Source organism: Rufibacter psychrotolerans (assembly GCF_016924645.1).
Lineage (GTDB): Bacteria > Bacteroidota > Bacteroidia > Cytophagales > Hymenobacteraceae > Nibribacter > Nibribacter psychrotolerans.
On sequence record NZ_JAFFJV010000017.1, the window covers coordinates 39,608 to 61,673 of the forward strand.

The following is a 22,066-nucleotide window of genomic DNA, read 5'->3' on the forward strand; positions in this document are numbered from 1 at the left end:
ATGGACATCAGGCAACTGGCAGAACGGATTAGCGGAAAGGAGAAACTTGCCTTGGCCTGGCTCTTTTTGTTCACGGCGGCGGCGGTTATTGCCCAGGTACAAGTGGGGCAAGGGCAGCAGTTGCTGGCCACCCCGGAAGCAGCCTACCTTCCTCCCTTCGTGTCAATGGACCACCCCTTGGGTACCGACCAGTTGGGCCGTGATGTGTTCCTGTACTTGCTGCACGGCTGCCGCACCAGCTGGCTCCTGGCCATTCCGCCCCTGTTGGGGGCCACCGCAATGGGAATAGTAGCCGGCACGGGGGCGGCCCTTCTGGGGAACACCGGGCTGAGGATTTCCGTGACCCGGCTCCTGGCGGGCGGAATGGCCCTCACAGTCTTGGTCTATCTGCTGCCGGTAATAAAGTTCTGGTGGCAAGACTGGCCTACTTATCTCCAGATAGCCCTAAGCGCCGCCGGGGCGCTGGTCCTCCTAAGGTTGCTTTTTTCCGCTAAAGGGCCTGAAAACAAGAAAAAGAGAAAAGAAATCGCCCTTCCCGTAGACGAGGCTTTGCAGAAGCTGATTGGCGTGTGGGCCTCTTTCCCGAAACTCCTGTTGCTGCTGCTGCTCACCCTTTTTACTCCGTTCTCGGTGGTCAGCCTCATGGTCTGGATTGCCGTCACCTATTGGATCTTGCCCGCCCGGGTAGCACGCGCCATGGTGCTCCAACTCCGGCAGGAACCTTACTATGAAACGGCCCAGGCGCTGGGCATTCCGTTCTGGCGTACGTTCACCCACTATCTCTGGCCTTCCCTCCAGGGAACCCTGCTTACCAACTTCTGCTTTGCCGCCTCGGGCCTACTGGGCATTGGCTCCACGCTGGCCTACCTGGGCATTGGCCTGCCGGCCGATGTGCCCTCCTGGGGCAAGATGCTGGCAACCGCCCGTTTCTCGCTGGAAGCCTGGTGGCTGATTGCTTTTCCGGCTCTGTTCCTGCTGACAAGCATCTTTAGCCTGCAATCACTGGGTCACTTTTTTTCCTCTACTAGCCGCTCCAATTCTGTTACAAAATAGCCTACTCTGCTTCTATTTTAAGCAAAGGAGATAGCTATTTAGTTTAAACAGGACACTACGCTAAGTATTATCCTGTAACTTATCAAATATAGTCAAGTTATAACACTCTACTACGTTTCCTGTTTTATGAGCCAGGCGCCCGCTAATATTGTATCATCATTAAGAGCAAAAGGAAATGAATATGAACGGGTTAAGTCTTACAGCTGCTGTTAACAAGCAATTCAATGTTAATGCAGGCCTGGCGGAACCCAAGCTTCCCGGAGGTCAGACTTCCCTGCTCCTGAACTCCCAATTAGAGAGTATTGCTTCTTGCTTTACCGCAGCAGACCCGAAAGATGGGGTTGCCTCTGAGGGGTTTGTGCTGGATGGCTTCTTTCTGGGAACCTTTGAATTTGACTCACTCACCGGGCATCCGGGGATTAGATATTAAAAGTAGTTGTGTTTTCTTCCGCATCCCCCCGTGCAGAAGATTGTTTCTTGTTTCAGTTTTTTTGTTGTTTGTCTGTTTGCCTGCCGGCTTGTCACCGGCAGGCATTTTTTCTTTATGCCCTTCATTCCTTAAGCGGTAACCTTGTGCTGACGCAGGCTGCCTCGGGTCTGTTCGCTGTTCTTGCAAACTAATATAGAAGAAAACATATACAAAGTCAACCCCTCCCGTAGCGGTTTTACGCCGGTGAAATTCCGCTTCTTTCACTTCCCTGTTTTTAGCCCCTTTTCAAGAAAAGGCCCCTAAAACAGAAGCTTTTGGATGAACGTTAACCGGCTTGGATGCAACCCGATTTCAACTCAACCTCAGTAAAACTTTCAGAATAAGGGATAACTAACGCTTTTAAGTATCCGGGCCTGATTACAGGCTTCCGGAACTAAGCGAAACCCAATGCAAAAAATTTTGGGTCAGCTATAACCTACCCGGGAACGCTCCGTAAAATCAGGTACCATCATATTTAAGCTCAGAAGTAATTGTCGTTATCCGCTTGCGCTCTGACGGCAGATCACTTCTGAGCTTATTTTTTATCAATCCTGTTTTGGGCCGAATTCACAAAAAAGGGCCTCAAAACCGCGCTTTGAATCTTGGAACCCGTCGGCAGTGGCTCCAGTAAATATTACAGTATTGGGCCCTTAGCCTAACCTGCCCGGTAACCAGAATCTAGTTTAATCTCCTCATGAATGGCATGCGACTGTTCCAACACCGGGCTGCCATCCCTTACTCTATCGGCTCAAACCAGCCTTTCTCCCTTACTCTCAGAGAGGAAGAACAGGGAAAAAGCGCCCACGGCCATAACGGCATCCCTGACGGCGACATCAAAGTACTGGCCGGTAAGAAACAAGTTCAACGTAATGCCGAGCAGCCACAGCCCCACCACCAAGGCGCCCAGTCGGGGCCTGATGATGACCAGGACTCCAGCCAAGATCTCAATTACTCCTACCACGTACATGAAAACATCGGGCGAGAAGGGAAGCAGGTCCCGCACCGCCGGGGCCAGGTAGTTGTTCCAATTGGTGAGCAGGTGCGTAAACTTGTCCACGCCGGCCACAATGGGCACAAGGGCATACGTGTACCGCAACAAGTGGTAGGCTTTGTCTACGCTGCTAAACTTAGTGCCTGTTGCAGAAAATGCGGTGACTGAAGGTGTGTTCATGGTATCTCTCCTTTCTGTTTGGTTTTTCTGGTTAGATGAAAAAGCTCCAGAAACGTTACAAAACAGAAAGAAGAAATAAATGCCCCTAATTGTAACGTCTGGTGCGTTTGTGCATCTAACCCATACCTAACCCCAGTTCCCATGGAGTCCATTACCACTACCACTGCCCCAAGCGCCAGCCAGCACCCTAGCCCCGACGCCGCAATTGTGGCCCGGGTTCTGGGCGGCGACAAGGAAGCTTACGCCCAGTTGGTGAGGCGGCACAACCAGAAGCTGTACAGAACCATAAGAAGCTACCTGCGGGAAGAGGACGAGGTTGAAGATGCCATGCAGGACACCTACCTGCTTGCCTACCAAAAATTGCCCCAGTTGAAAAGCAGGGCATTCTTTTCTACCTGGCTCATTCGGATTGGGATAAACGTGGCCTTGGGCAAGCTGCGGGAAAAGAGAACAAGAACCGTGGGGCTGGCCCTAGACGGTGACGAATATGGCAGCCTTCCGCTTTCCAACTCCAGATCAACGCTTATTAACCCAGAAGAAATGGCCATTCACCAGGAAATAAAACTGCTCTTGGAAAAGGCCATTGACCACCTTCCTGAGAAGTACCGTATTGTCTACATCCTGCGGGAAGTGGAAGGAATGGACCTCCCAGAAATAGGCCAGTGCCTGGGCTTGTCTGAGAGCAACACCAAAGTACGGCTGCACAGGGCCAAGGAAATGCTGAAGGAAACGCTTCAGGCGCTCAGCGTGCATCAAGGGGTGTTTGGGTACGGAGCCCATCGCTGCGACGCCATGGTGGCCCGGGTAATGGCGATCCTGCGGGCAAACGCCTGACGGTTTTTCCAGGCCCCACCCGGCCGACGGGAGTTCAATCCTGCCAACCCCAATGGCTGACCTGCTCACCCATGAAAGCGGCGCCTGTTTGTCTAGAAACCCAGGTGGAACTAGGCCACATCCAGGCGAGAATCGGTGAGGATGTTCTGGATGACTCCCATGATGATGAGCAGCACCCCAACCGCCAGGTTCAGGGTCATGTGCTCCCCAAAGACCACCACGCTAACGCAGACCGCCACGATTGGCTCAAACGCCCCCATGATGGAGGTAGAGGTAGACCCAATCAGTTTAATGGCATAGACCAGGGCAAGGATAGAGAAGGCCGTAGAAACAAGGGAGAGCAGCACCAGGTTAGAGAACACCACCGGGTTGGGCATTGAGAAAGGATCCTGCAGAACCAGTCCTTTCACCCCGAAATACACCGCCGAGAACACCAGGGAGTAGAACGTCAGCTTCAGCTCAGACACCCTGATGCCTGATTTGTTCACTAGCACGATGTACAGCGCGTAGAAAAAGGCACTCAACAGAGAAACCGTTACCCCTGGCACATTCACCTCAAGGCTGGAGCCCTTCAATCCCAGCACCACAATGCCCACGGAGGTGATCATCAAAGAACAGATGGTTGATTTGCCCATGCGCTCCCTGAACAGGGTGCTCATGAGTAGGGCTACCATCACAGGAAACGCATACAGGATGGTAGAGGCCACCCCCGGCGACACGTACTCATAGCCCAGCATCAGGAAATCGGTGGAAAGGGCGTACAGCGTACCCAAGGCGACTAACACAGCCAGTTCTCTGCCGCTAACCGAAAGGTTTATTTTTTTGTAAACCAGAATACCCAGCACAATCAGGGCAGAAAGCAGGAACCTCCCGAATAGGAAGGCGCTTAAAGGGTAATCGGCCTGTTTGATGGGCAGAATAAAAAGGGGCAACAAGCCATAGAAAGTAGCCGAAATAATGGCCAGGGAATATCCTTTGAACTTCACGGGAACACGCAGAAAGATAGAAAGGACAAAGGTACCACAATTGACGTTCAGAGCAGGCAAGCCTCCAGAGATTGGTGCACCACTTTTGCCTGAATAGGGCTCTTATTCAGGGGAAAGCCGCCAGAAAGTATAATTGGTGGAGGTGCGTTTTTCCCCCATTTTCGGAAAAACGGCCCAGAAACTCAACAAGCCGAGCAATGCAAAAAGGCCCATCCGGTCTGGCCTGAAGCCTTTCCATAGAGCCCTTTTGCCTCAAAGCACAAACTACTGCCCACGGGGTTGTTGCCTCAGAACTCCAGTCTCCAGACCTGGTTTACAGGAGTAGGTGAACTACCTCCCAACGTGGCCCCGCCTGCCAGATACACCTCATTCCCGAGGGCGATGATGGATTTGTTGACAATGCCATCTTGGGGCAGTACCCCGATGGACCAGGTGCCGGTACCCAGGTCAAAGATGTCGAACCGGTGGACATCCTCCCCTCCGCTCCGGAAGAGGAGCAGCTTGTTGTCCTTCACCACGGCATTGTTCAGCATAAATTCGGGGAACGCGGGCTTGAACAATTGACCGAGGGAGATTTGCCCTGTCTTGACGTTTCTCCTCTCCATTGTGCAGCCTCCCAGCCAGAAGATGTCATCCCCCACCGCGAGGCCGGCCACGTACCCCATGGGATAGCGCAAAGAGGCTGTGGACCATGAGCCAGTAGTGCCGTCGTAGACATCAATCCGGTCAGAGAAACTGGGGTTCCAAATGTCTTCCTTGAACCCACCCGCAAAATACACCTTGCCCCCAACGGCCACGGCGGCGGCAAGTCCCCGGGGCTCGCTCAGGGAGGCCGTGGACCATTGGCCTGTGGACAGTTCGTAAATGTCTACCCTGTCGGAGGGAAAATGATCCCCGCCCCTCTCCCCGCCGGCGAAGAACACCTTTTCGCCCAAGGCTGCCGCCGCGACGAACGCCCGCGGCTGACTCAGCGAGGCCACCGACCACGCACCTGTTGCCGCATCGTAGATGTCCACCGTAGAGAAAATCACGTCAGGTGCGCCGTTGCCGCCGCCGTGCAGCCTGCCGCCGGCGAAAAACACCTTGTTCCCGGCCGCCACCGCGCCAATGGCGGAGCGTGCCTCACTCAGGCGGGCCGTTGACCATTGGCCTGTGGCCGTATCGAAGATGTCCACCCTGGAGGAACCGTACCCGTTAACGCCCGCACCTGACCAGTTGGCGCCCGCAAACAGAATTTTAGAGCCGGCCGCCACCGCCGTCATCCCGGCCCTTGCCTCTGAGAGGGTCCCGATGGGAACGAGCCGGGCGTTGACCACGGGCCGGTCAATATTGTTGCAGAGGGGCTCGCCCCCCGGGTTAACGGTCACCTGCACGGTGTCGCTCGCCACCCTGCCTGCTGCATCCCTCACGGTCAGGGCAAACCCGTGGACGCCCGAAGCAAGGTTGTATACCTCAGTCCTGACGGCTTTTGCGTTTTCTATCCGGAAGGTGTCGGGGCCGTATGCCCTGGTCCACTCATAGCTTGTGATTCGTAAGTTGCTCATAGAGTTGCTGCCATCTAAGAGTACCGGGGCAGGTTGCGTGATGGTCTGATCGGGTCCGGCGTCTGTCATGAGTGCAGAGCCTGACCCGGTGCTTTCGTCATCGTCATTGCAGGAGGCAAAGGGCAGCATGACGAGCACCAAGGCAATGGATGCTATCAGCGGTGATTTCATAAAGTCGGCTAGTATAGAATGCTTCGGTTGTGGTGACAGGCAGGGAGCAAGCCAACCTTGGGGGATGCAGAATGGCATTTCAGGGAAGCCGACGGGTACACCAAGGGCAGGCCCGGAGCAGAAGCGGTGCTATTTGCCGATATGTCCGTCAACGTGGAGGGAGGAGGCAGCTTTTAGCTTCCTTGGGGGAACAGATAACGTCTACTTCCTTACATATACGTTTTCACCGCAAAACTTACCATGAAATACCAGGGAAAATGCTGTCTGTGAACACTCCACGCATCAACAGAAAGTACTCCAGGTTAAGCCAGGTGTGCTTGTCGGGAGCTTACAATTCACCGGAGCCCGATGGACCGTTTCCCTACCCAGCGCATGACCTTCAAGGAAAGCCACTCCGCCTCCTATCTATTCTGTCACACCGGTTTTTAGAACTTGTGACAAGTTGGAGTGCCAACTGGTGCGCCATGATCGCCCTGCCACTTCTGCTTACTGCCATGACACAATAGCAAACTTTCCTCCTATTATGAACATAACAGGCATTATTAGCCAACAAGTTAGAATATGTTAAACAATGGTACCGGTATTCAACTTTCCTAAGTAGCATTAGCCTGTGTTACTCCAGCTCAAACGAAGCATTAAAGCCGGCTGAATGATGATCCTCCGTTGAGCCTTTGTTCCTCGGTTGCTATTGCACGGCAACAGGCAGAAGTAAATTTATTTGCTGTTCACAAACTCAATGGCCTTCTCCAGTACTTCGTCCCTCCCGTCTATGATCCCCTGGATTGTAGGGCTGGCCTCAATGTCTATTCTCACCCCTTTCCTCTGGGTTTCCGTGCTGTCGGGGTAGAAGATGCCGATGCCGCTTATCACTGTTTTGTACCCGCCCACCATCTCGATGGTGCTAACATTTCCGTCGGCCCCTGAGGTCTGACTGCCTATCGTGGTCACGTTGTCGCCCGTCTGCAAACACATCGCCGTGAATTCGGCATGGCTCTGGGTCCTCTCGTTTACCAGCAGGACAACTTTGCCCCTGTACCTCAGCTCACCGCTCTGCCCGCTCTGGCGGCCGCTTTTCCAGATGAATCTCCCGGGATAGTCCAGGTCGGGATAGGTGACCCTATAGAAGTCATTGCTTTTCGAGCTGATGTAATCCGCCACGGCGTATAGGGTTTGCTTTGGATAGTTCCTGATGTCGAAGATGATGGCTTTCGTGTTGTTCAGTGCCCCCATCGCCTCAGCCACGTCCTTGGTTTCCAGTACACCCATGTTGACATAGCCGATATTGCCGTCAAGTATCTTGAATATCTCGCTTTCCTGCTTTCCTGGCTTAAGCTCACTTGCCAGATATCTCTTTATGGTTTTGGAGGATGTTACGCCGCCCCTGGTGTATTCAACCCTTACCGAATCAGAAGGCCCGTTGAAGATGGAGTAATACGCGTTAGATTTCTTCTTCGGGATATTTGAGCCGTTTATGTATTTCTCGTTTTCCCTGAAGATGGTACCGATCTCTCGGCCGTTGACTTTGGTGATGGCATCGCCAATCCGCAGGTCGTCTTTTTTCGCCAAGGCCTCATCGTAAAAGCCCGTGATAACCGCTTTCCCGTCTATTAGATTGAAGTTCGCCGGTATCCAATAGAACCCGAAGTGGGCTCTTGTCCGGTCAGTGGAGAACCCGGCATGGCTATCATTCACGCTTACGATCAACCCGAGCATCGCCAGATGGTAATCTGATTCGTTTTTGGCGTACAGGAATTCGGGAATCATCCTGTCCAGAACCACATCCCAATCCGTGTCGGCCTGGTATTTATAGGGGAAGAAGTATTCAACGATATTCCAATACCGAAACAAAGAGAGCAACCTCAGGCTGGCATCGCTCCAATCCGAACCCACATACGTTGTTTCATTGGTGACAATGACATTCCTGGCTATATTGGCCGAGGACACATAGAACTTCTTCCCCTGGTGCCTGTTCCGCTCAATGAACCTAAGCCTTTCGGAGAGTCCGGCCGTGAAAACCTTACCATCATCCAGCCAGCTTAGATCGAAGTTGTTGTCGAAGTAGTCATGGTTGCTGTTTTGGCTGCAACCCTTGCATTCTTTTACTTTCCCCAGACCGTCCAGCCAATCCATATAGACCCGGGAGAGTTCTTCCCTGGTGGATACCTCCTTGACTTTTGGCAAAACCCTGAACAGTTCTTCATCCCAGTTGTATTTTCCGGCAGCCACAGTCGGATGATAGTATTTCAGGAAGCCCCAAACCTTTGCTGTCGCCGCAAGTTTTTCGGTCTCGGTTAAGCTGTTTTGGGCAATCGCGGCCTTAAGGCAGACAAGAATGAGCAGAACAATCAGAATCGGGTTTTTCATCTTATTAGCATTGGTGCCGAATGCAGTGTATAGGGGGCACATCCGGATATTGGCGCTTTGGCTCAAATCAGGAATACTGTAAGCTTCCGTACCTGGACTGCTGTTTGATTAAGTATCAGATAGTTTGGTCTTCGATATCGTCGCTAACCTCCACATCAAACGGGTGACTCTTGCAGTTGGTCCTTTGTATGGAGTCATCCATTCCCTAATCCTGCCAACGAAAAATGGGTAAACGGTACCGGGCTAACGAAAGTACTATATTCATCTTTGTGAATGCATTTCACACCCTGGATTTTTGCTTCAAAATAATCCCTGCTTCAACTACTGCCTAAACTCCTTGTTTAGGGAGTTTCCGACTTTTGCTTTCGGTCAAGTCTAGCAAATGCTAGTGGTGCAGTCTATGTTTAACCTGAATATGAAACATCTACCTCAACCACGTAGATAATGACTAAGAGCATTCAAGTACGCTAAATTAGGTTTACTTCTCCCCAGTAAACCCACGTAAGTCCCAAATGAGGAATGTATCCCTTGAAAGTCAAAGTGCATACCCATAAGCAGACCTTTCCCTACTTATACAAGCTTATAGAAAATAAGGGAAGCGTAAATGGGGCCGTGATTGCCGTATATGCAGGCAGTTCATGCTTCTGTTCTGAAAAGGCTCCTCTAGCAGCTAAAGGAGGCATTACCGGCGGAGAACGGGATTAGCCTTAATCTATAAAGGGGTATCTCAAGCACAAAAACTGGTCAGACCACACTACTGTGGGTGGATTAGCCTAAAAATGCCAAGAACTTGATCATAGATCAGCTACATTTGCCTCACGTAAACCTAATATGAACAGAAAGAGCTGTCTCCCCCCGCCAAGATTTTAATATTTCCCTAGGGATTTCTGAGGAGGTATAGCACCGAAAATGTCTGTCGCCTTCCTTGCTATGCCTCATATTTCCACTCAAATGTAAATGTTCAAACCTCGTCCCTTTCCGGGGCGGGCAGGTAGTTCTATATGAAAAAATCTTATTATCTATTACACCTCGCCGTAGTGCTGGCGGGGTTCACCGGCGTGTTCGGCAAACTCATCTCCCTGAACGAGGGCCTTCTGGTCTGGTACCGGCTTTTTTTCTCCTTTCTCATCCTTTTCTTAATCCTGAGGCTGCCCGGTCGGCCCGCAAAGGTTGCCCCCTCGGAGAAGTTCTCCATTGCCAAGATCGGAATGCTCCTGGCGGTGCACTGGGTATTCTTCTACGCCAGCATCAAGTACTCCAATATCTCCATCGGGGTGGTGTGCTACTGCCTGGTGAGTTTCTTCACCGCGGTCTTCAAGCCGCTGCTGGGGAGGACTAGGTTCGAGGTCTCCGAGTTGCTGCTGAGTGCGCTCACCCTGCTGGGCATCAGCCTGATTTTTCATTTCGACACCTCCTACCAATTGGGGATCGCCCTGGGTGTGGTCTCGTCGGCTTTCGCTGCCCTCTACACCATCTACAACGAACGGCTGGTGCGGAACTACGACAGTAAGGCCATCAACTACTACCAGATGCTGGGCGGAACCGTGGGGCTGGGTGCCCTGATGCCTGCCTACCTGTATTTCTTCCCGGTGGAGAGTGTCATCCCCGGACTGCAGGACACCGCTTACCTTCTCCTGCTGGCACTCTTCTGCACGGTCGGCCTGTACGTCACCTTTGCCGAGGTGCTGAGGAAGATACCCGCTTTCACCGTCAACCTCAGCTTCAACCTGGAGCCGATCTACGCCATCATCATGGCGTTCCTGTTCTTTGGGGAGAGCAAGGAGGTGAACGCCTCTTTCTACGTAGGGCTGCTGTTTGTGATGGCATCGGTCATCCTGCAGACCTTCATCTCCGTCAGGAAAGGAAGGCAGACCCCGGTCAACGGATAAGCCGCAATGCAAATGCTCCGGTACACGAAAAAAACTGAGGGGGAAGAGGCAATTACGTCACCGCGCGCTACAAACAGTCAAAAAAGGGCTGACACCTAAATCCAAGTGTCAGCCCTTTTTACAGTGATTCAATTGCAGCAGTTAACCTACTCCTGCAAACTGTTTGCATTGCCCCCCTTCAAACACCAAAAGCTTTTGCGGAAAAGAAGAGATGGGTAGTTCTATATCGCCTCAAACCATGGGTACCTCGTTCTCCACAAATCACGTGGCCGCGCTGAAAGCGAAATCAATTGAACCAGCACCCGATATTTCAATCCCATCAACTGCCTCCCGCTTCTTATCCTTTACAGAAACGCTTCCGCTAACGATCCTTTTCTTTCTGGACATAGGCGGCTCTCTCCTTCTCCCAAACCTGCCCAAGTGAAATCTCGCGTGCTGGTAAACCCAGGGGCTACTCCCTTGCATTAACAGACCCACCTGTTCGTACCTATAATGTTTCACTTTTAGTAACATATACCCCATCCCTCAAATACAAGCCACAGATACCTAGTTTTCCTTCGGCTATGAGGATTATTTTATCCCTCGTTACCATATCAGGCATTAAGATTCATAGTACAGTGGCCCCGCTAAGGTCTACCTTTCCTTAATTACCCCCTGCCCTGTTCACTTCTTCTAAGTCTATCTGGCGCTTCTTCACATCGATCTTCTCGCCTCTGCTGAAACGGTAGCGTATGTTCACTCTGAAGCTCTGGGTACCGTTATATTGCTGTGAGGTGATTGAATTTCCATTGATAGAGGTTTCACCAGCTATTCTTTTGGTCCTGAAGATATCTGTCACGCTCAGGCTCAGGTCCAGTTTTTCATTTATAAAGGAGCGTTTCAAGCCAGCATCCACCCACCAGTTAGCCTCCAATTTATAGAGACCATAGGCAATCGGGCCCTGATACCCTGCATTTACCTCCATGCGAACCCCTGCGGGCAGTAGTAGGTTATGGTTGGTATGTGCCAGAAAAGTCACCTGCTTGTTCCGCAACACCTGATCATTTCTGTTTTGGGCAAAGCTTTGATAGAGCAGGGTGGCATTGTTACTCATTTCCCACTTCGCCGATACCCGCACCGGAGCAACCAAGGTGGCACCCATGCTTTTCATATCATCTATGTTCTGCTGCTGAAGTACGGTGACTTTATCAGACGAAATCTGGGCCGGAACCTCAGCTATGAAATCCTTTGTAAGGGAGTAGTCCAACACCAGGTTATAACGCTGCCTGAAAGTTTGAGCAAGGGAGAAAGAGTGCGTGTACTGGGGCTTCAGGTAAGGGTTACCCTGTACCAGCGAATAAGGGTCCAGATAGAACATGAACGGATTAAGCAACTCATATCGCGGCCGGTTTATTCTCCGGTTGTAGCTATAGCTAATCTGATAATCAACATGCACGTTCTGTTGTAAAAACAAGCTAGGAAACAGGTCCAGGTATCTCCGGGCGGTGCTTTGGTTGAGGGTCTCAGAACGGCCCTTTGTTAAGGTCTGCTCTGCCCTTAAGCCTCCCTGCAAGTTCCACTTCTTACCAAGTTGAGCAGCGTAGTTAACATAGGCAGCAACAATGTTTTCCTTATAAATAAAGTGGTTACTTCTACTCTCGTCTAGTTGTTTACTATCGCCAGTTGCTGTATAAAAGCGGAGCTCATTGTCTGATAGGACATGGCTCGCCTTAGCTCCCAGTTCCAGTTTACCTGCCTTTCCAAACAGTTTTGTAAAATCAGTTCTTGCTGAGTAAATATCATAACTGGCGGGGTTTTCAGAAAGCAACAGATCTGTTCTGACCGGCGATTCATTGCCCAGGCTGTCATACTTATTCAGAAAGGTGCCCTTGTCGTCACTCATCAACCGCACAAAGTCTACATCAGCCGACAGTGTGGTGCCCAGCGTATCTAGTTTGCCCAAGTAGTGCAGGTTTAAGGTACTGTTGCTATACCGGGTTTTTGATCTGTTTTTGGCATTTACATACAAATCCTTTAAGGGGTTGGCATGGTGCAAGTATGCGTTTGCCTGCACCTGGTCTTCGGTCTTGTAGTGGGAAACACCCCCTAACATTCCAATGCTATGTTGGTGATTGAGGGAATAGTCAGTTCCCATGCGTATAGCAGGCACAAAACGGGACCCCTCTTCTTCCAGCTGCTGGTTTAGCCTCAGGTCTTTGTTTTGAGAAGAGGTACGCTGCATGTGGTTGACGCGGAAACTTGTGCGCTCCGCCACATCCAGGCTGGCAAAGGAGTTCCACCTACCTTGCTTGTAGTTCAGGTCGGCGCCGCCGGTATAGCCGTGCAACTCAGCATACTGATAGCCGGCATACACACTGCCACTCATTCCGGCTTGGGCATTCTTCTTCAGGTTAATGTTGATGATGCCGGAAGCACCCTCTGCGTCATATTTGGCGGAAGGATTGGTGATGATCTCCAACTCCTTTATATTTTCAGCCGACATGCTCTGCAGCAGGTTCTGCAGCTCTTTACCACTCAGGTAAGACGCCCTGCCATCAATCATTACCTGTACCCCCGCCTTCCCGTTCAGCTTTACATTACCTTCCTGGTCTACCCCTACTCCCGGGGATTTTGTAAGCACTTCATAGGCCGTGGCACCTCCTGCCATGGCAGTGCCTTCCACCATCACTACCATCTTATCAGCTTGGGTTATCACGGTAGGGCGCATGGCTTGCACCACCACCTCTTGCAGCGTTTCCGTATCTTCCTGTAAAGTAAGGGTGCCGAAGTCTTTGTGCATACCAGACCCGGGCATCTCAAACGTGGCGGTTTCTAGAGGCCTGTAGCCAATGAAGGTGAGCCGGAGTTTATACTTGCCAGCACCTGGCGCCACAACCTGGAAATTGCCTTCCGCACTGGCTGCTGTTCCGGTCACCACGGCCCCGTCGACCTCCTTCAGCACGGCCACATTGACAAAGCCCAGTGGCTGCCCGCTTGCATCACGAACAGAGCCGGAGAGCACTCCTTGGGCCTGTAGGCTCTGGCTTAAACATATTGACAGGAGCAGAAAAAGAAAGGTAGAGAGTTTCATAGTCTTGTTCATCTTTAAGTTGTCTTCTTTCATCATCAGCGTTGCGCTGTTGGTAGATCAAAGATTTAGAGACAAGGTAGGCTATGAAACCTCATTCCATTGAATCGGGCTTTTAGGGGAATGAATCGGGAGAGAACCTCAATGAAAAAGAAAGGCTATGGGATGGAACACCTAACTGGTGTGTAAACAATTGATGTTTTGCATTTCCTATTTGGAGGGATCATCGGGTTCATCGTCTGCTAGCACTGTCGTTTTAAGGTTATTTATGTAAAAACAGCCCCAAAACAAAAATCTACCCCATCATAAAGACACAAGCGAACTATTAGGCAAGTGATGAAAGGAAAGCTCTAAACTACTTCCCGATGGGGATGCAAAGTCAGTCTCCTGTGCTTGCAAAATAGCAGGAACTTGCAGTAATTGGCTTTTCTCACCAATACCTATTTACCCAACCTCCTGCCCCGCAGATGCGCTTTCATCGTAACCTTTTACTGACAAGAATTGGTACAGCTGCCTTCACATCAGTATTCTTCTACTACACGTTTGTCTTTATCAACCTGGGTACCATTTTCTGGTATGAGGCTAGTGCCTTAAGAGAATTGCTGCTGGTGTTCCTGTTCCTGCTTTCCACGTTCTGGGTACACGGTAAAATTGCGACCCTTTTCAATGCTCCCCCCTTTACCCAACTGCCTGGTTATAGCAAGGCCTTTATAGAGGCCGCTTCTGTTATTGTAGTCAGCCTCTTTTTGTGTCTTCTTTTTGTCTACGTACCAACCTTTATTCTCCTGCCCGACACTGAGGTGCTGCCCATACGGGTAAGGTTGGGCTTTGTGGTAGGAGCCATTATTTCCCTCTTCTTCTATTATTTTGTAGAGCGCGAACGGAAAATAAAGCAGCTGCAGGCAGAGCATTTACGGGCAGAGCAACTGCAAAAAGAGAGTTATCAGGCACAACTGGAGGCACTGAAAAACCAGGTAAACCCGCACTTCCTGTTCAACAGCTTAAACGTGCTTAATTCGCTCATCTATGTAGACCAGGACAAGGCTACCCAGTTCCTGAGCCAGCTTTCAGAAGTTTACCGTTTCCTGCTTGACAATAGCAGCAAACAACTGGTGCCATTGAAAAAGGAGCTTGAACTGGTACATGCCTACATCTACCTGTTGAAGACACGGTTTGGTGAAAATGTGCAGTTTAAAGTACAAGTGCCTGATGCATACCAGCAGTTGGAGCTCCCGTCTACTGCGGTGCAAATGCTACTTGAGAACGCAATCAAGCACAATGGTTCCACTCCTCAAAAGCCGCTTCTGATTTCTATTTTTGTGGCAGAAGGCAAGCTGGTGGTTAAAAACAACCTGCAGCCGCGGCTAGAGGAAGTGAATTCAAACGGAATAGGCTTAAAGAACATTGGCACCCGGTACAGCTATCTCACAAAACATAAAGTGGAGATAGAGCAAACGGAGGAGGCATTTACAGTGCGTCTGCCGTTACTAAAAGTAGAGCAACATGAAAACTCTGATTATTGAAGATGAGCAACTGGCCGCCGATGCCCTTGCTGCCATCATCACCCGGCTCAGGCCCGAAGCAGCCATTGTAGCCAAAATTGGTTCTGTAGAGGAGGCGGTAGAATGGCTAACATTGCACCAGAGCCCGGATCTGATCTTTTGCGACATTCACTTATCAGACGGCAGCAGTTTTGAGATTTTCAAACTGGTAGAGGTAAAATGTCCCGTCATCTTCACAACGGCCTACAACCAGTATGCCATAGAGGCCTTCCAGGTGAACAGCGTTGATTACCTGCTCAAGCCAATAAAGCCCATGGAGGTAGCAAGGGCTATAAAGAAGCACGAAGATCTGAAACAACACCATGTCTCCCAGGAACTAAGCAACCTTCGCCAATTGGTTCAGTCGTCACAGCCACAGGCCGCCCGTTCACGGTTTCTTGTAAAAAGCGGGCAATCTATCAAAGCTATACCTGTTGAAGAAGTATCTTATTTCTGGGCCGAAGAAGGCGTGGTATTTCTGGTAACGCAACAAGGTAAACGGTACATCATCAATTACACCCTTGACCAGTTGGAAGAGCAACTGGGTAAAACAGCTTTTTTCCGTGCCAACCGGCAACTCATTGTTCATATACACGCGGTGCGGGAAGTTAGGCCTTATTTCAAAGGTCGTTTGCACCTGTTGCTTCAACCTGCTCCAGAAACAGACATTATCGTGAGCAATAGCAAAGCCAATGCTTTCAAAGAATGGCTGGACCAGTAGTAGCGTTTGTAGGGCATCAATAGGCTTATCAACTTTCTAAATTGCTCATCCAAGGGTTTCTTAAGGCTGTCTAGTGTTCTACTACTATCTCCAAGAGTGATAAAATGAACTGCTTTATAATAAACCTGAAACTCATGTATTGAAGAAGAGCTATAGAAACTTGGAGAGTACTTTCCCCTAACCACGGGCAACACCAGTCACTTTCAAATAAGCGAATACCTGCTAAGAAGGCCCTCTATAATTCTGCAGTTAACGGATGTAATGCTGTTGGAAAAGGATGTGGTATGGCTGAAATACCATATGAATTTTTAAGTTTACAACCTCATTGCAATGCCACCATCCAGAAAGCCGTTCCTACCTTTTGGGAGACCTCTTCTTCCCAGTAGCACAGACAGCATAAGAACCTCTTAATGAAAAGAAAATACATTTTAAGTTTTTTTGCCATAGCCCTGCTCCTCGCTTTAGGCGTAACCGGTTGCTATGTCAATAACCAGCTTGGCAAAGTAGACTCCCAAAAGGAGCGCAAAAGTGAATATTCCAAAATCCCCTATTATTCACCTGGGAAAGATGAATTCGTTAGCCCCAAAGAGATAGTCTATTACGCTGAAAAGGTAACCGGGGGAAACTCTGGTTTTGCGAGATTTTTCAAAACCTCTCCCAATGCCCCAAAGTCTGAGTTGCCCAAACGCATGCTCACAAAAAGGATTTCCCTGAAGTGCCTTCTTCTTATGCTGCCTATTGGTTAGGGCATTCCACAGCTATCATTGAGCTTGACGGACACCGTGTTCTGATTGACCCGGTGTTTGGGAACGCGGGCCCCTTACCAATGATTGCCAAAAGGATGAGTGTATCCCCATTGATAAGGGAGGAACTCCCGGACATTGATGTTGTCATCATCACCCATGACCACTATGATCACCTGGAAGCGGAAACCATGAAGTTTTTAGCCGATAAAGACATACAGTTCATCGCACCGCTAGCCGTGGGAACCAGGTTACAGGGCTGGGGAGTCCCGAAAAACAAAATAACGGAACTGGGTTGGTACCGGTCTGTGACCCACGGATCACTGAGTATTACAGCCTGCCCTACGGTGCATTACTCCGGGAGAAGTTACAATGACAGAAACAAGACCCTTTGGGCTTCCTATGTAATTAAGGGGAAAGAGAAGAACGTATACTGGAGCGGCGATACGGGCTATGGAGAGCATTTCAAGGAAATAGGCAGCAAGTACGGCCCCTTTGATCTGGCCTTTATGGAGATTGATGCTTGGAACAATGGATGGCCAAACACCCACCTTTTCCCGGAACAGGTTATCAAAGCTTGCCAGGATGTAAATGCCAGAATCCTGTTCCCGATCCATTTCTCCACCTTTGATCTGGCATTACATCCCTGGGATGAATCTATCAATATGGTGGCTGATTTGGCCGCACAGAACAACTTAGAACTAATAACACCGGTGATGGGGCAGAAGGTGATACCGGGAGAAACCAAGACAACAGAATGGTGGATGCTGAAATAAATGTGTCAGAAAAGTAAGTTTGCCTATGGGTGAGAGGTTCCAGAGATTAGGATAACGGCGCTGGTAGACTTCTGCACAGGCATTTTTCTTCAAAACAATCCTACTTCAGCTATCCCGTTTGCTGTTTGTTTGCCGAGGTTCTGTCGTTAACTTTCGCTTCAAGTCTAGCAAATACTATCATTGAAGTAAAATAAAAAGGTGTCTCACTCTGGGGCCTGCAACTAAAGATTTTAAAAAAGGCCTCACCCGTTTTGCGGAGAAAGAGCCTGCAAAAACAGCTTTCGCGAGGGTTGCACTTCATGCATATACTGAACTGTTGAACTCACCCAAATAAATAGCCACGCAAAAACCGGCTCTACCTGTCTGCCCCAAGCGTTTCATTCAGGTTAACATATCCTCTCCCATCATATACAGGCTACCATGCATCCCCCTTTGCTGCGTAAAAAGGAAGGCGCGTAAAAAAACACGCACTTAAGATCAGAATATATAACTGAAGAATTTCCGGGGAAGGCAGAAGTCGTACGTATATGGATGCCCATGTAGTAGAAAGCCTGTAGGATGATGTCTTGCAGGCTTTCTACTACATAACAGAGTACAAGTAGGGAGCGAACCCCAATAGTGTCAAGCAAGAGCCACTACTTACTTTATAGAGCTAAATGCGGTAAGCTATGGCTTTGTTTCACCTTTCCAATTACTAGAAGCTAGAAACAGAGTCGCATCCAAAAGGGTCCGGTGTATGGCCAAATTAAAACAAAAAGCCCTGTAAGAATCATCTTACAGGGCTTTTCTGCATTTCAGCGGAGAGGGGGGGATTCGAACCCCCGATACCGTTTCCAGTATACACACTTTCCAGGCGTGCTCATTCGACCACTCTGACACCTCTCCGTGGTCTTAAATTTCGGAATGCAAAGAAAGGGAGAAGCTTTTGCTTTTGCAAGCCCCCGCCCCCACTTTGTGCAAATTATCGGGTGGTCATCTCCCCTCGCAGGTCGGTTTGCAGCTGGCAGGCAATCTGTTCCCTGGTGAGATCCTGCCCCAGCACAAACATCAGCTTGGTCACGGCTGCCTCGGTGCTCAGGTCCAGGCCGCCCACCACGCCCATCTCCTTCAGGTACATACTGGTTTCATACTGGCCCTGGTGCACCTCCCCTTCCTCGCACTGCGACACGTTCAGGATGGTGATGCCCCGACCGATGGCTTCGCGCAGCAGCGTCAGGAACCAGGGGTACGTGGGCGCATTGCCGGCCCCGAAGGTTTCCAGCACCACGCCCTTCAGGCCTTCGGCCTCCAGCATGGACTTGATGATGGCAGGGCTTATGCCCGGAAAAAGCTTGAGAACCGCCACCTGGCTTTCCATGCGCTGGTAGACATGCAGCGGGTTGGCCGGGGCCGGTAAGATAGCCGGCGGGTTGTACTCAATATCAATACCGGCCTTGGCAAGCTGCGGGTATTTGCCCGAATGGAAGGCGTTGAAGTGCCGGCTTTCTACCTTGGTAGACCGGTTGCCGCGCAGCAACACCGTGTTGAAGAAAATGCTTACCTCGGGCACCAGGGTCTTGCCCACCCTATGGGCGGAGGCTATCTCCAGGGCGGTGATGAGGTTACGCCGCGCGTCGGTGCGCATCCGGCCAATGGGTACCTGGGCTCCCGTGAAAATAACGGGCTTGTCCAGGTTCTCCAGCAGGAAGCTCAGCGCCGAGGCGCTGTAGGCCATGGTGTCGGTGCCATGCAGGATCACAAACCCGTCGTACTCCTGGTAGTTCACCTGGATGATTTGGGCCAGTTTGATCCAGTGCTCCACCCCCACATTGGAGGAGTCAATGGGCGGGTCCAGGCTCAGGACCGTGAGCATCACCTTGAACTGGCGCATCTCGGGCACGCGGTGAATCACCTCGCTAAAATCAAAGGGCACCAGGTGGTTGTCTTCCTTGTCAGAGACCATCCCGATGGTACCACCCGTGTAAATAAGCAAAATGGAGGCTTCCGGGTCCCGGGGGGCCGCCGTATTGATATTTACCTTTAAAAACTTCATAGTATCAGGCAAAGAGGTTTTGGGCGTTGGCCGTTGTGGCCGCGGCAACCTCGTCTAGGGTGAGTGATTTAACTTCTGCAATCCGTTGCGCCACGTAAGGAAGAAAGGCGGGTTCGTTCCGTTTTCCGCGCTTGGGTACCGGTGCAAGATACGGACTGTCTGTTTCCAATACTATGTATTTTAGGTCTATCTCGCGCAAAACAGGCTCTAAACCGCCGTTCTTGAAGGTACTTACGCCGCCAATGCCCAAAAGAAAATTTTGATCCACAGCGGCTTGCGCCTCCTCTACGGTGCCCGAAAAACAATGGAAAATTCCCCTGAGCCTGCCGTCCTGCTGTTCCCGGATAATCTCCAGGGTGTCTTTGAAGGCGTCGCGGGTGTGCAGCACAATGGGAATCTGGCGGGCTTTGGCCCAGCCGCACTGGATGCGCAGGGCCTCCTGCTGCTCCAGGATGAAGGTCTTGTCCCAGTAGTAATCCAGGCCGGCCTCTCCCACCCCTTTGAAGGACCGCCGCTCAAACCATTGTTCCAGTTGGGCCAGCACATCCCGGTAGTCCTGGAAAACGTGGCACGGGTGCAGCCCCAGCAGCGAGTGGCACCAGGGGTGGCGCTCTTCCAGCTGCAGCATGGCGTCTAAGGAGGCAAGGTCAATGTTGGGCATGTAGATTTCGGCCACGTGCGCCTCCTGGGCCCGCTGCAGCATTTCTTCCAGGTCCTGGCCAAACTCAGGCGAAAATACGTGGGCGTGCGAATCTATGTAGTGCATGAAAACTTATAAACGTAAGGTCTGTTTAGGGCCCGATTTTCAGAAAAGGCCCCAAAAACGCAAAGATAAACGATAATCAGGCGCCATTTGCCTAGTACTGCCTGCCTTTCCACCTGATCTTTACCGGCAAAAAGAAAAAAACGATGAGCACCAGCGATGACACCAAGAGGTACAGCTCCAGCCAGAGCAGGTCAAGCCACCTGGTTTTCTGGCCCACCCGCCGCAGGCAAAGGTGCACAAACCCGCTCTGCAGCACCAGCTTGGCCCCAAACACCGCCGCGGCCACGCCCCAGGAGGTATGCAGGAAAAAAGGCAGCCACACCGGGTAGTAGGAAGAATGAAGCACGAATAGCAGCAGCATGTACCAGGGCAGGTGCACCGACCCGCGCATCCAGCGGCGGCGCTGGTGCAGGAAGGTGAGCCCATCGGGGGCCGGGGCAGACAAGGCCATGGCCTCGGCCTGGTACACGTTGGCGGTTGTAAAGCCCCGGGCCACCACCTGCCTAAACAGCTGCACATCCTCGGTGATGGAGAACGGGATGCCCTCAAACCCGCCCACGGCCTCGTACGCTTGGCGGGTGACCAGCATGTTGTTGCCCATGGTAGAGACGGGCACCCCGCGGTCGGCCACTACTTGCATGAGCCCCAGGTTGTAGAGCCAGTCCAGGGTTTGCAGGCGGTCAAAGAGGCGGCTGCCGGTGGTGGTGGTAATGCCGGTCACAATGCCGGTCTGCGGCTGTACCTGCCGGAGTAGGGTCTCCACCCAATGGGGCGGCACCTGAATGTCGGCATCGGTGATGAAGAAGAAGTTAGTGGTGGCGTGGTGGGCAAGCTGCGCCAGCACGTTGGCCTTGCCTTTGGTGCCCGGCAGCGTTTGCGTGATCTTGTAGCAGGAGACAAACGGGTGGGTTTTGCCGTACTCTATAACCAGCCGGTAGGTGTCGTCAGTAGAACGGTCATCGCCCACCAGCACTTCCAGTTTGTCCTTGGGGTAGTCTAGCCGGTCAAGGGCCTCTAAGCAGGCCAGGATGTTGGCCTCTTCGTTGCGGGCGGCAATGAGGATGCTCACTTTTGGATAGTTGCTCAGCGGCGGAACGGGCGCCGGCCTCCTCCCCCACCACAGCGCCAGCAGCACCACAAACAAACCAAAATACAGAGCCAGAAAGCCTACGGAAAAGAGCATTCGCTAGAGGGTTTTGAAAGCGTAACCCAGGGCAGAGAAATGCCGGAGCAGCCGGGGCAGCACATACCTCAGGTTCCGCTCGGCCTTGAGGCTGTCGTGCATGACCACAATGGCCCCGGGCTTGGTCACCGTAAGGGCTTTCCGCAGACAGGCTTCGGGCCGAAGCGTGGCATCAAAATCATAGGTAAGGCTGCTCCACATCACTACCTGGTACTTTGCTGACAGGATACGCAGATGGCTCCGGGTCAGTTGGCCGTGCGGGGGCCGAAACAGTTTTTTACCGGTAGCCCCCACCCGCTCCAGGGCCGCCTGACACCTGTCTGCCTGGGCCAGGTATTGTTCCGGAGCCATTTTCCAGGCTTTCACGTGCTGGTGCGTGTGGTTGGCCAGCAGGTGCCCCTGCGCTAAAATTTGCCGGGCAATGGCAGGGTGCCGCTCCAGGTTCTCGCCCACGCAGAAGAACGTGGCCTTGGCCCCGTACGCCGCCAGTTGCTCCAGCACAAAGGGCGTTACCCCGGGTATGGGCCCGTCATCAAACGTGAGGAAAATGGTTTTGTCTGGCACCGGTCTGCGCCACCACACCTTGGGGAACAGCCAGGGCAAAACGGGTGGGGTTTTATGGAAGCGCAGCACGGGTCTTGGTGGAATGGCTTGTTTCTCTGGGATATATTAGAATTTTGGTCTGGACCGTTTAGGGCCTGTTTTTGGGGAAAAAAGGCCCAAAACAGGCCAACCCCAATAAAGACAAAAAAAAAC

17 protein-coding genes and 1 tRNA gene are annotated in these 22,066 nt (G+C 51.5%); 7 read left to right on the plus strand and 11 right to left on the minus strand.

The features are described 5' to 3' along the window. Window positions 1–1,053 (plus strand): ABC transporter permease, encoded by a 1,053-nt coding sequence (locus JT718_RS16465; protein ID WP_205503884.1) that lies wholly within the window; start codon window positions 1–3, stop codon window positions 1,051–1,053. A gap of 397 nt (window positions 1,054–1,450) precedes the next feature. Here JT718_RS16465 and JT718_RS16470 read toward each other — a convergent pair whose 3' ends face one another. Continuing rightward, complete coding sequence (locus JT718_RS16470; protein ID WP_205503885.1) at window positions 1,451–1,747, minus strand: hypothetical protein; 297 nt, start codon at window positions 1,745–1,747, stop codon at window positions 1,451–1,453. A 523-nt stretch (window positions 1,748–2,270) separates the two neighbouring features. Continuing rightward, window positions 2,271–2,693, minus strand: coding sequence for a DoxX family membrane protein (locus JT718_RS16475; protein ID WP_205503886.1), 423 nt, complete (start codon window positions 2,691–2,693; stop codon window positions 2,271–2,273). Between the two features lie 141 nt (window positions 2,694–2,834). Between JT718_RS16475 and JT718_RS16480 the strand changes: the two genes are divergently transcribed. Beyond that, window positions 2,835–3,527, plus strand: a complete 693-nt coding sequence (locus JT718_RS16480; RefSeq protein WP_205503887.1) for an RNA polymerase sigma factor — start codon at window positions 2,835–2,837, stop codon at window positions 3,525–3,527. 110 nt (window positions 3,528–3,637) lie between these two features. Here JT718_RS16480 and JT718_RS16485 read toward each other — a convergent pair whose 3' ends face one another. The 3 genes from JT718_RS16485 to JT718_RS16495 all read right to left on the minus strand — a co-directional run bounded on the left by JT718_RS16485 (window position 3,638) and on the right by JT718_RS16495 (window position 8,592). Further along, entirely contained in the window at window positions 3,638–4,513 is an 876-nt protein-coding gene (locus JT718_RS16485; protein WP_205503888.1) for a DMT family transporter, read from the minus strand. A 287-nt stretch (window positions 4,514–4,800) separates the two neighbouring features. After that, window positions 4,801–6,228: a Kelch repeat-containing protein gene (locus JT718_RS16490; protein WP_205503889.1), complete on the minus strand. Its 1,428-nt coding sequence runs from the start codon at window positions 6,226–6,228 to the stop codon at window positions 4,801–4,803. A gap of 714 nt (window positions 6,229–6,942) precedes the next feature. Further along, window positions 6,943–8,592, minus strand: a complete 1,650-nt coding sequence (locus tag JT718_RS16495) for a S41 family peptidase (RefSeq protein WP_205503890.1) — start codon at window positions 8,590–8,592, stop codon at window positions 6,943–6,945. Between the two features lie 1,001 nt (window positions 8,593–9,593). Between JT718_RS16495 and JT718_RS16500 the strand changes: the two genes are divergently transcribed. Then, complete coding sequence (locus tag JT718_RS16500) at window positions 9,594–10,481, plus strand: DMT family transporter (RefSeq protein WP_205503891.1); 888 nt, start codon at window positions 9,594–9,596, stop codon at window positions 10,479–10,481. Between the two features lie 643 nt (window positions 10,482–11,124). Here JT718_RS16500 and JT718_RS16505 read toward each other — a convergent pair. Beyond that, complete coding sequence (locus JT718_RS16505) at window positions 11,125–13,587, minus strand: TonB-dependent receptor (RefSeq protein ID WP_240337139.1); 2,463 nt, start codon at window positions 13,585–13,587, stop codon at window positions 11,125–11,127. Window positions 13,588–14,015: 428 nt separating this feature from the next. On the opposite strand from JT718_RS16505, the gene JT718_RS16510 reads away from it, so the two are divergent. The 4 genes from JT718_RS16510 to JT718_RS16525 all read left to right on the plus strand — a co-directional run bounded on the left by JT718_RS16510 (window position 14,016) and on the right by JT718_RS16525 (window position 17,329). Then, the gene (locus tag JT718_RS16510) at window positions 14,016–15,071 is read left to right on the plus strand and encodes a sensor histidine kinase (RefSeq protein WP_205503892.1); all 1,056 of its coding nucleotides are present in this window, start codon (window positions 14,016–14,018) and stop codon (window positions 15,069–15,071) included. Continuing rightward, window positions 15,052–15,810, plus strand: coding sequence for a LytR/AlgR family response regulator transcription factor (locus tag JT718_RS16515; RefSeq protein WP_205503893.1), 759 nt, complete (start codon window positions 15,052–15,054; stop codon window positions 15,808–15,810). The genes JT718_RS16510 and JT718_RS16515 overlap by 20 nt, the downstream gene beginning before the upstream one ends. Before the next feature lie 410 nt (window positions 15,811–16,220). Then, the gene (locus JT718_RS16520) at window positions 16,221–16,556 is read left to right on the plus strand and encodes a hypothetical protein (RefSeq protein ID WP_205503894.1); all 336 of its coding nucleotides are present in this window, start codon (window positions 16,221–16,223) and stop codon (window positions 16,554–16,556) included. Further along, window positions 16,526–17,329, plus strand: coding sequence for an MBL fold metallo-hydrolase (locus tag JT718_RS16525; RefSeq protein ID WP_205503895.1), 804 nt, complete (start codon window positions 16,526–16,528; stop codon window positions 17,327–17,329). The genes JT718_RS16520 and JT718_RS16525 overlap by 31 nt, the downstream gene beginning before the upstream one ends. A 798-nt stretch (window positions 17,330–18,127) precedes the next feature. Here the strand turns inward: JT718_RS16525 and JT718_RS16530 are convergent. The 5 genes from JT718_RS16530 to JT718_RS16550 all read right to left on the minus strand — a co-directional run bounded on the left by JT718_RS16530 (window position 18,128) and on the right by JT718_RS16550 (window position 21,913). Next, window positions 18,128–18,214 (minus strand) — tRNA-Ser (locus JT718_RS16530). Window positions 18,215–18,290: 76 nt separating this feature from the next. Next, on the minus strand, window positions 18,291–19,361 hold the full coding sequence (locus tag JT718_RS16535; protein ID WP_205503896.1) for an asparaginase: 1,071 nt from the start codon (window positions 19,359–19,361) through the stop codon (window positions 18,291–18,293). Between the two features lie 4 nt (window positions 19,362–19,365). Further along, the gene (locus JT718_RS16540) at window positions 19,366–20,127 is read right to left on the minus strand and encodes a TatD family hydrolase (protein ID WP_205503897.1); all 762 of its coding nucleotides are present in this window, start codon (window positions 20,125–20,127) and stop codon (window positions 19,366–19,368) included. 91 nt (window positions 20,128–20,218) lie between these two features. After that, the gene (locus JT718_RS16545; protein ID WP_205503898.1) at window positions 20,219–21,310 is read right to left on the minus strand and encodes a glycosyltransferase; all 1,092 of its coding nucleotides are present in this window, start codon (window positions 21,308–21,310) and stop codon (window positions 20,219–20,221) included. A gap of 3 nt (window positions 21,311–21,313) precedes the next feature. Further along, window positions 21,314–21,913: a polysaccharide deacetylase family protein gene (locus JT718_RS16550; RefSeq protein WP_240337140.1), complete on the minus strand. Its 600-nt coding sequence runs from the start codon at window positions 21,911–21,913 to the stop codon at window positions 21,314–21,316. Window positions 21,914–22,066 lie beyond the last annotated feature (153 nt).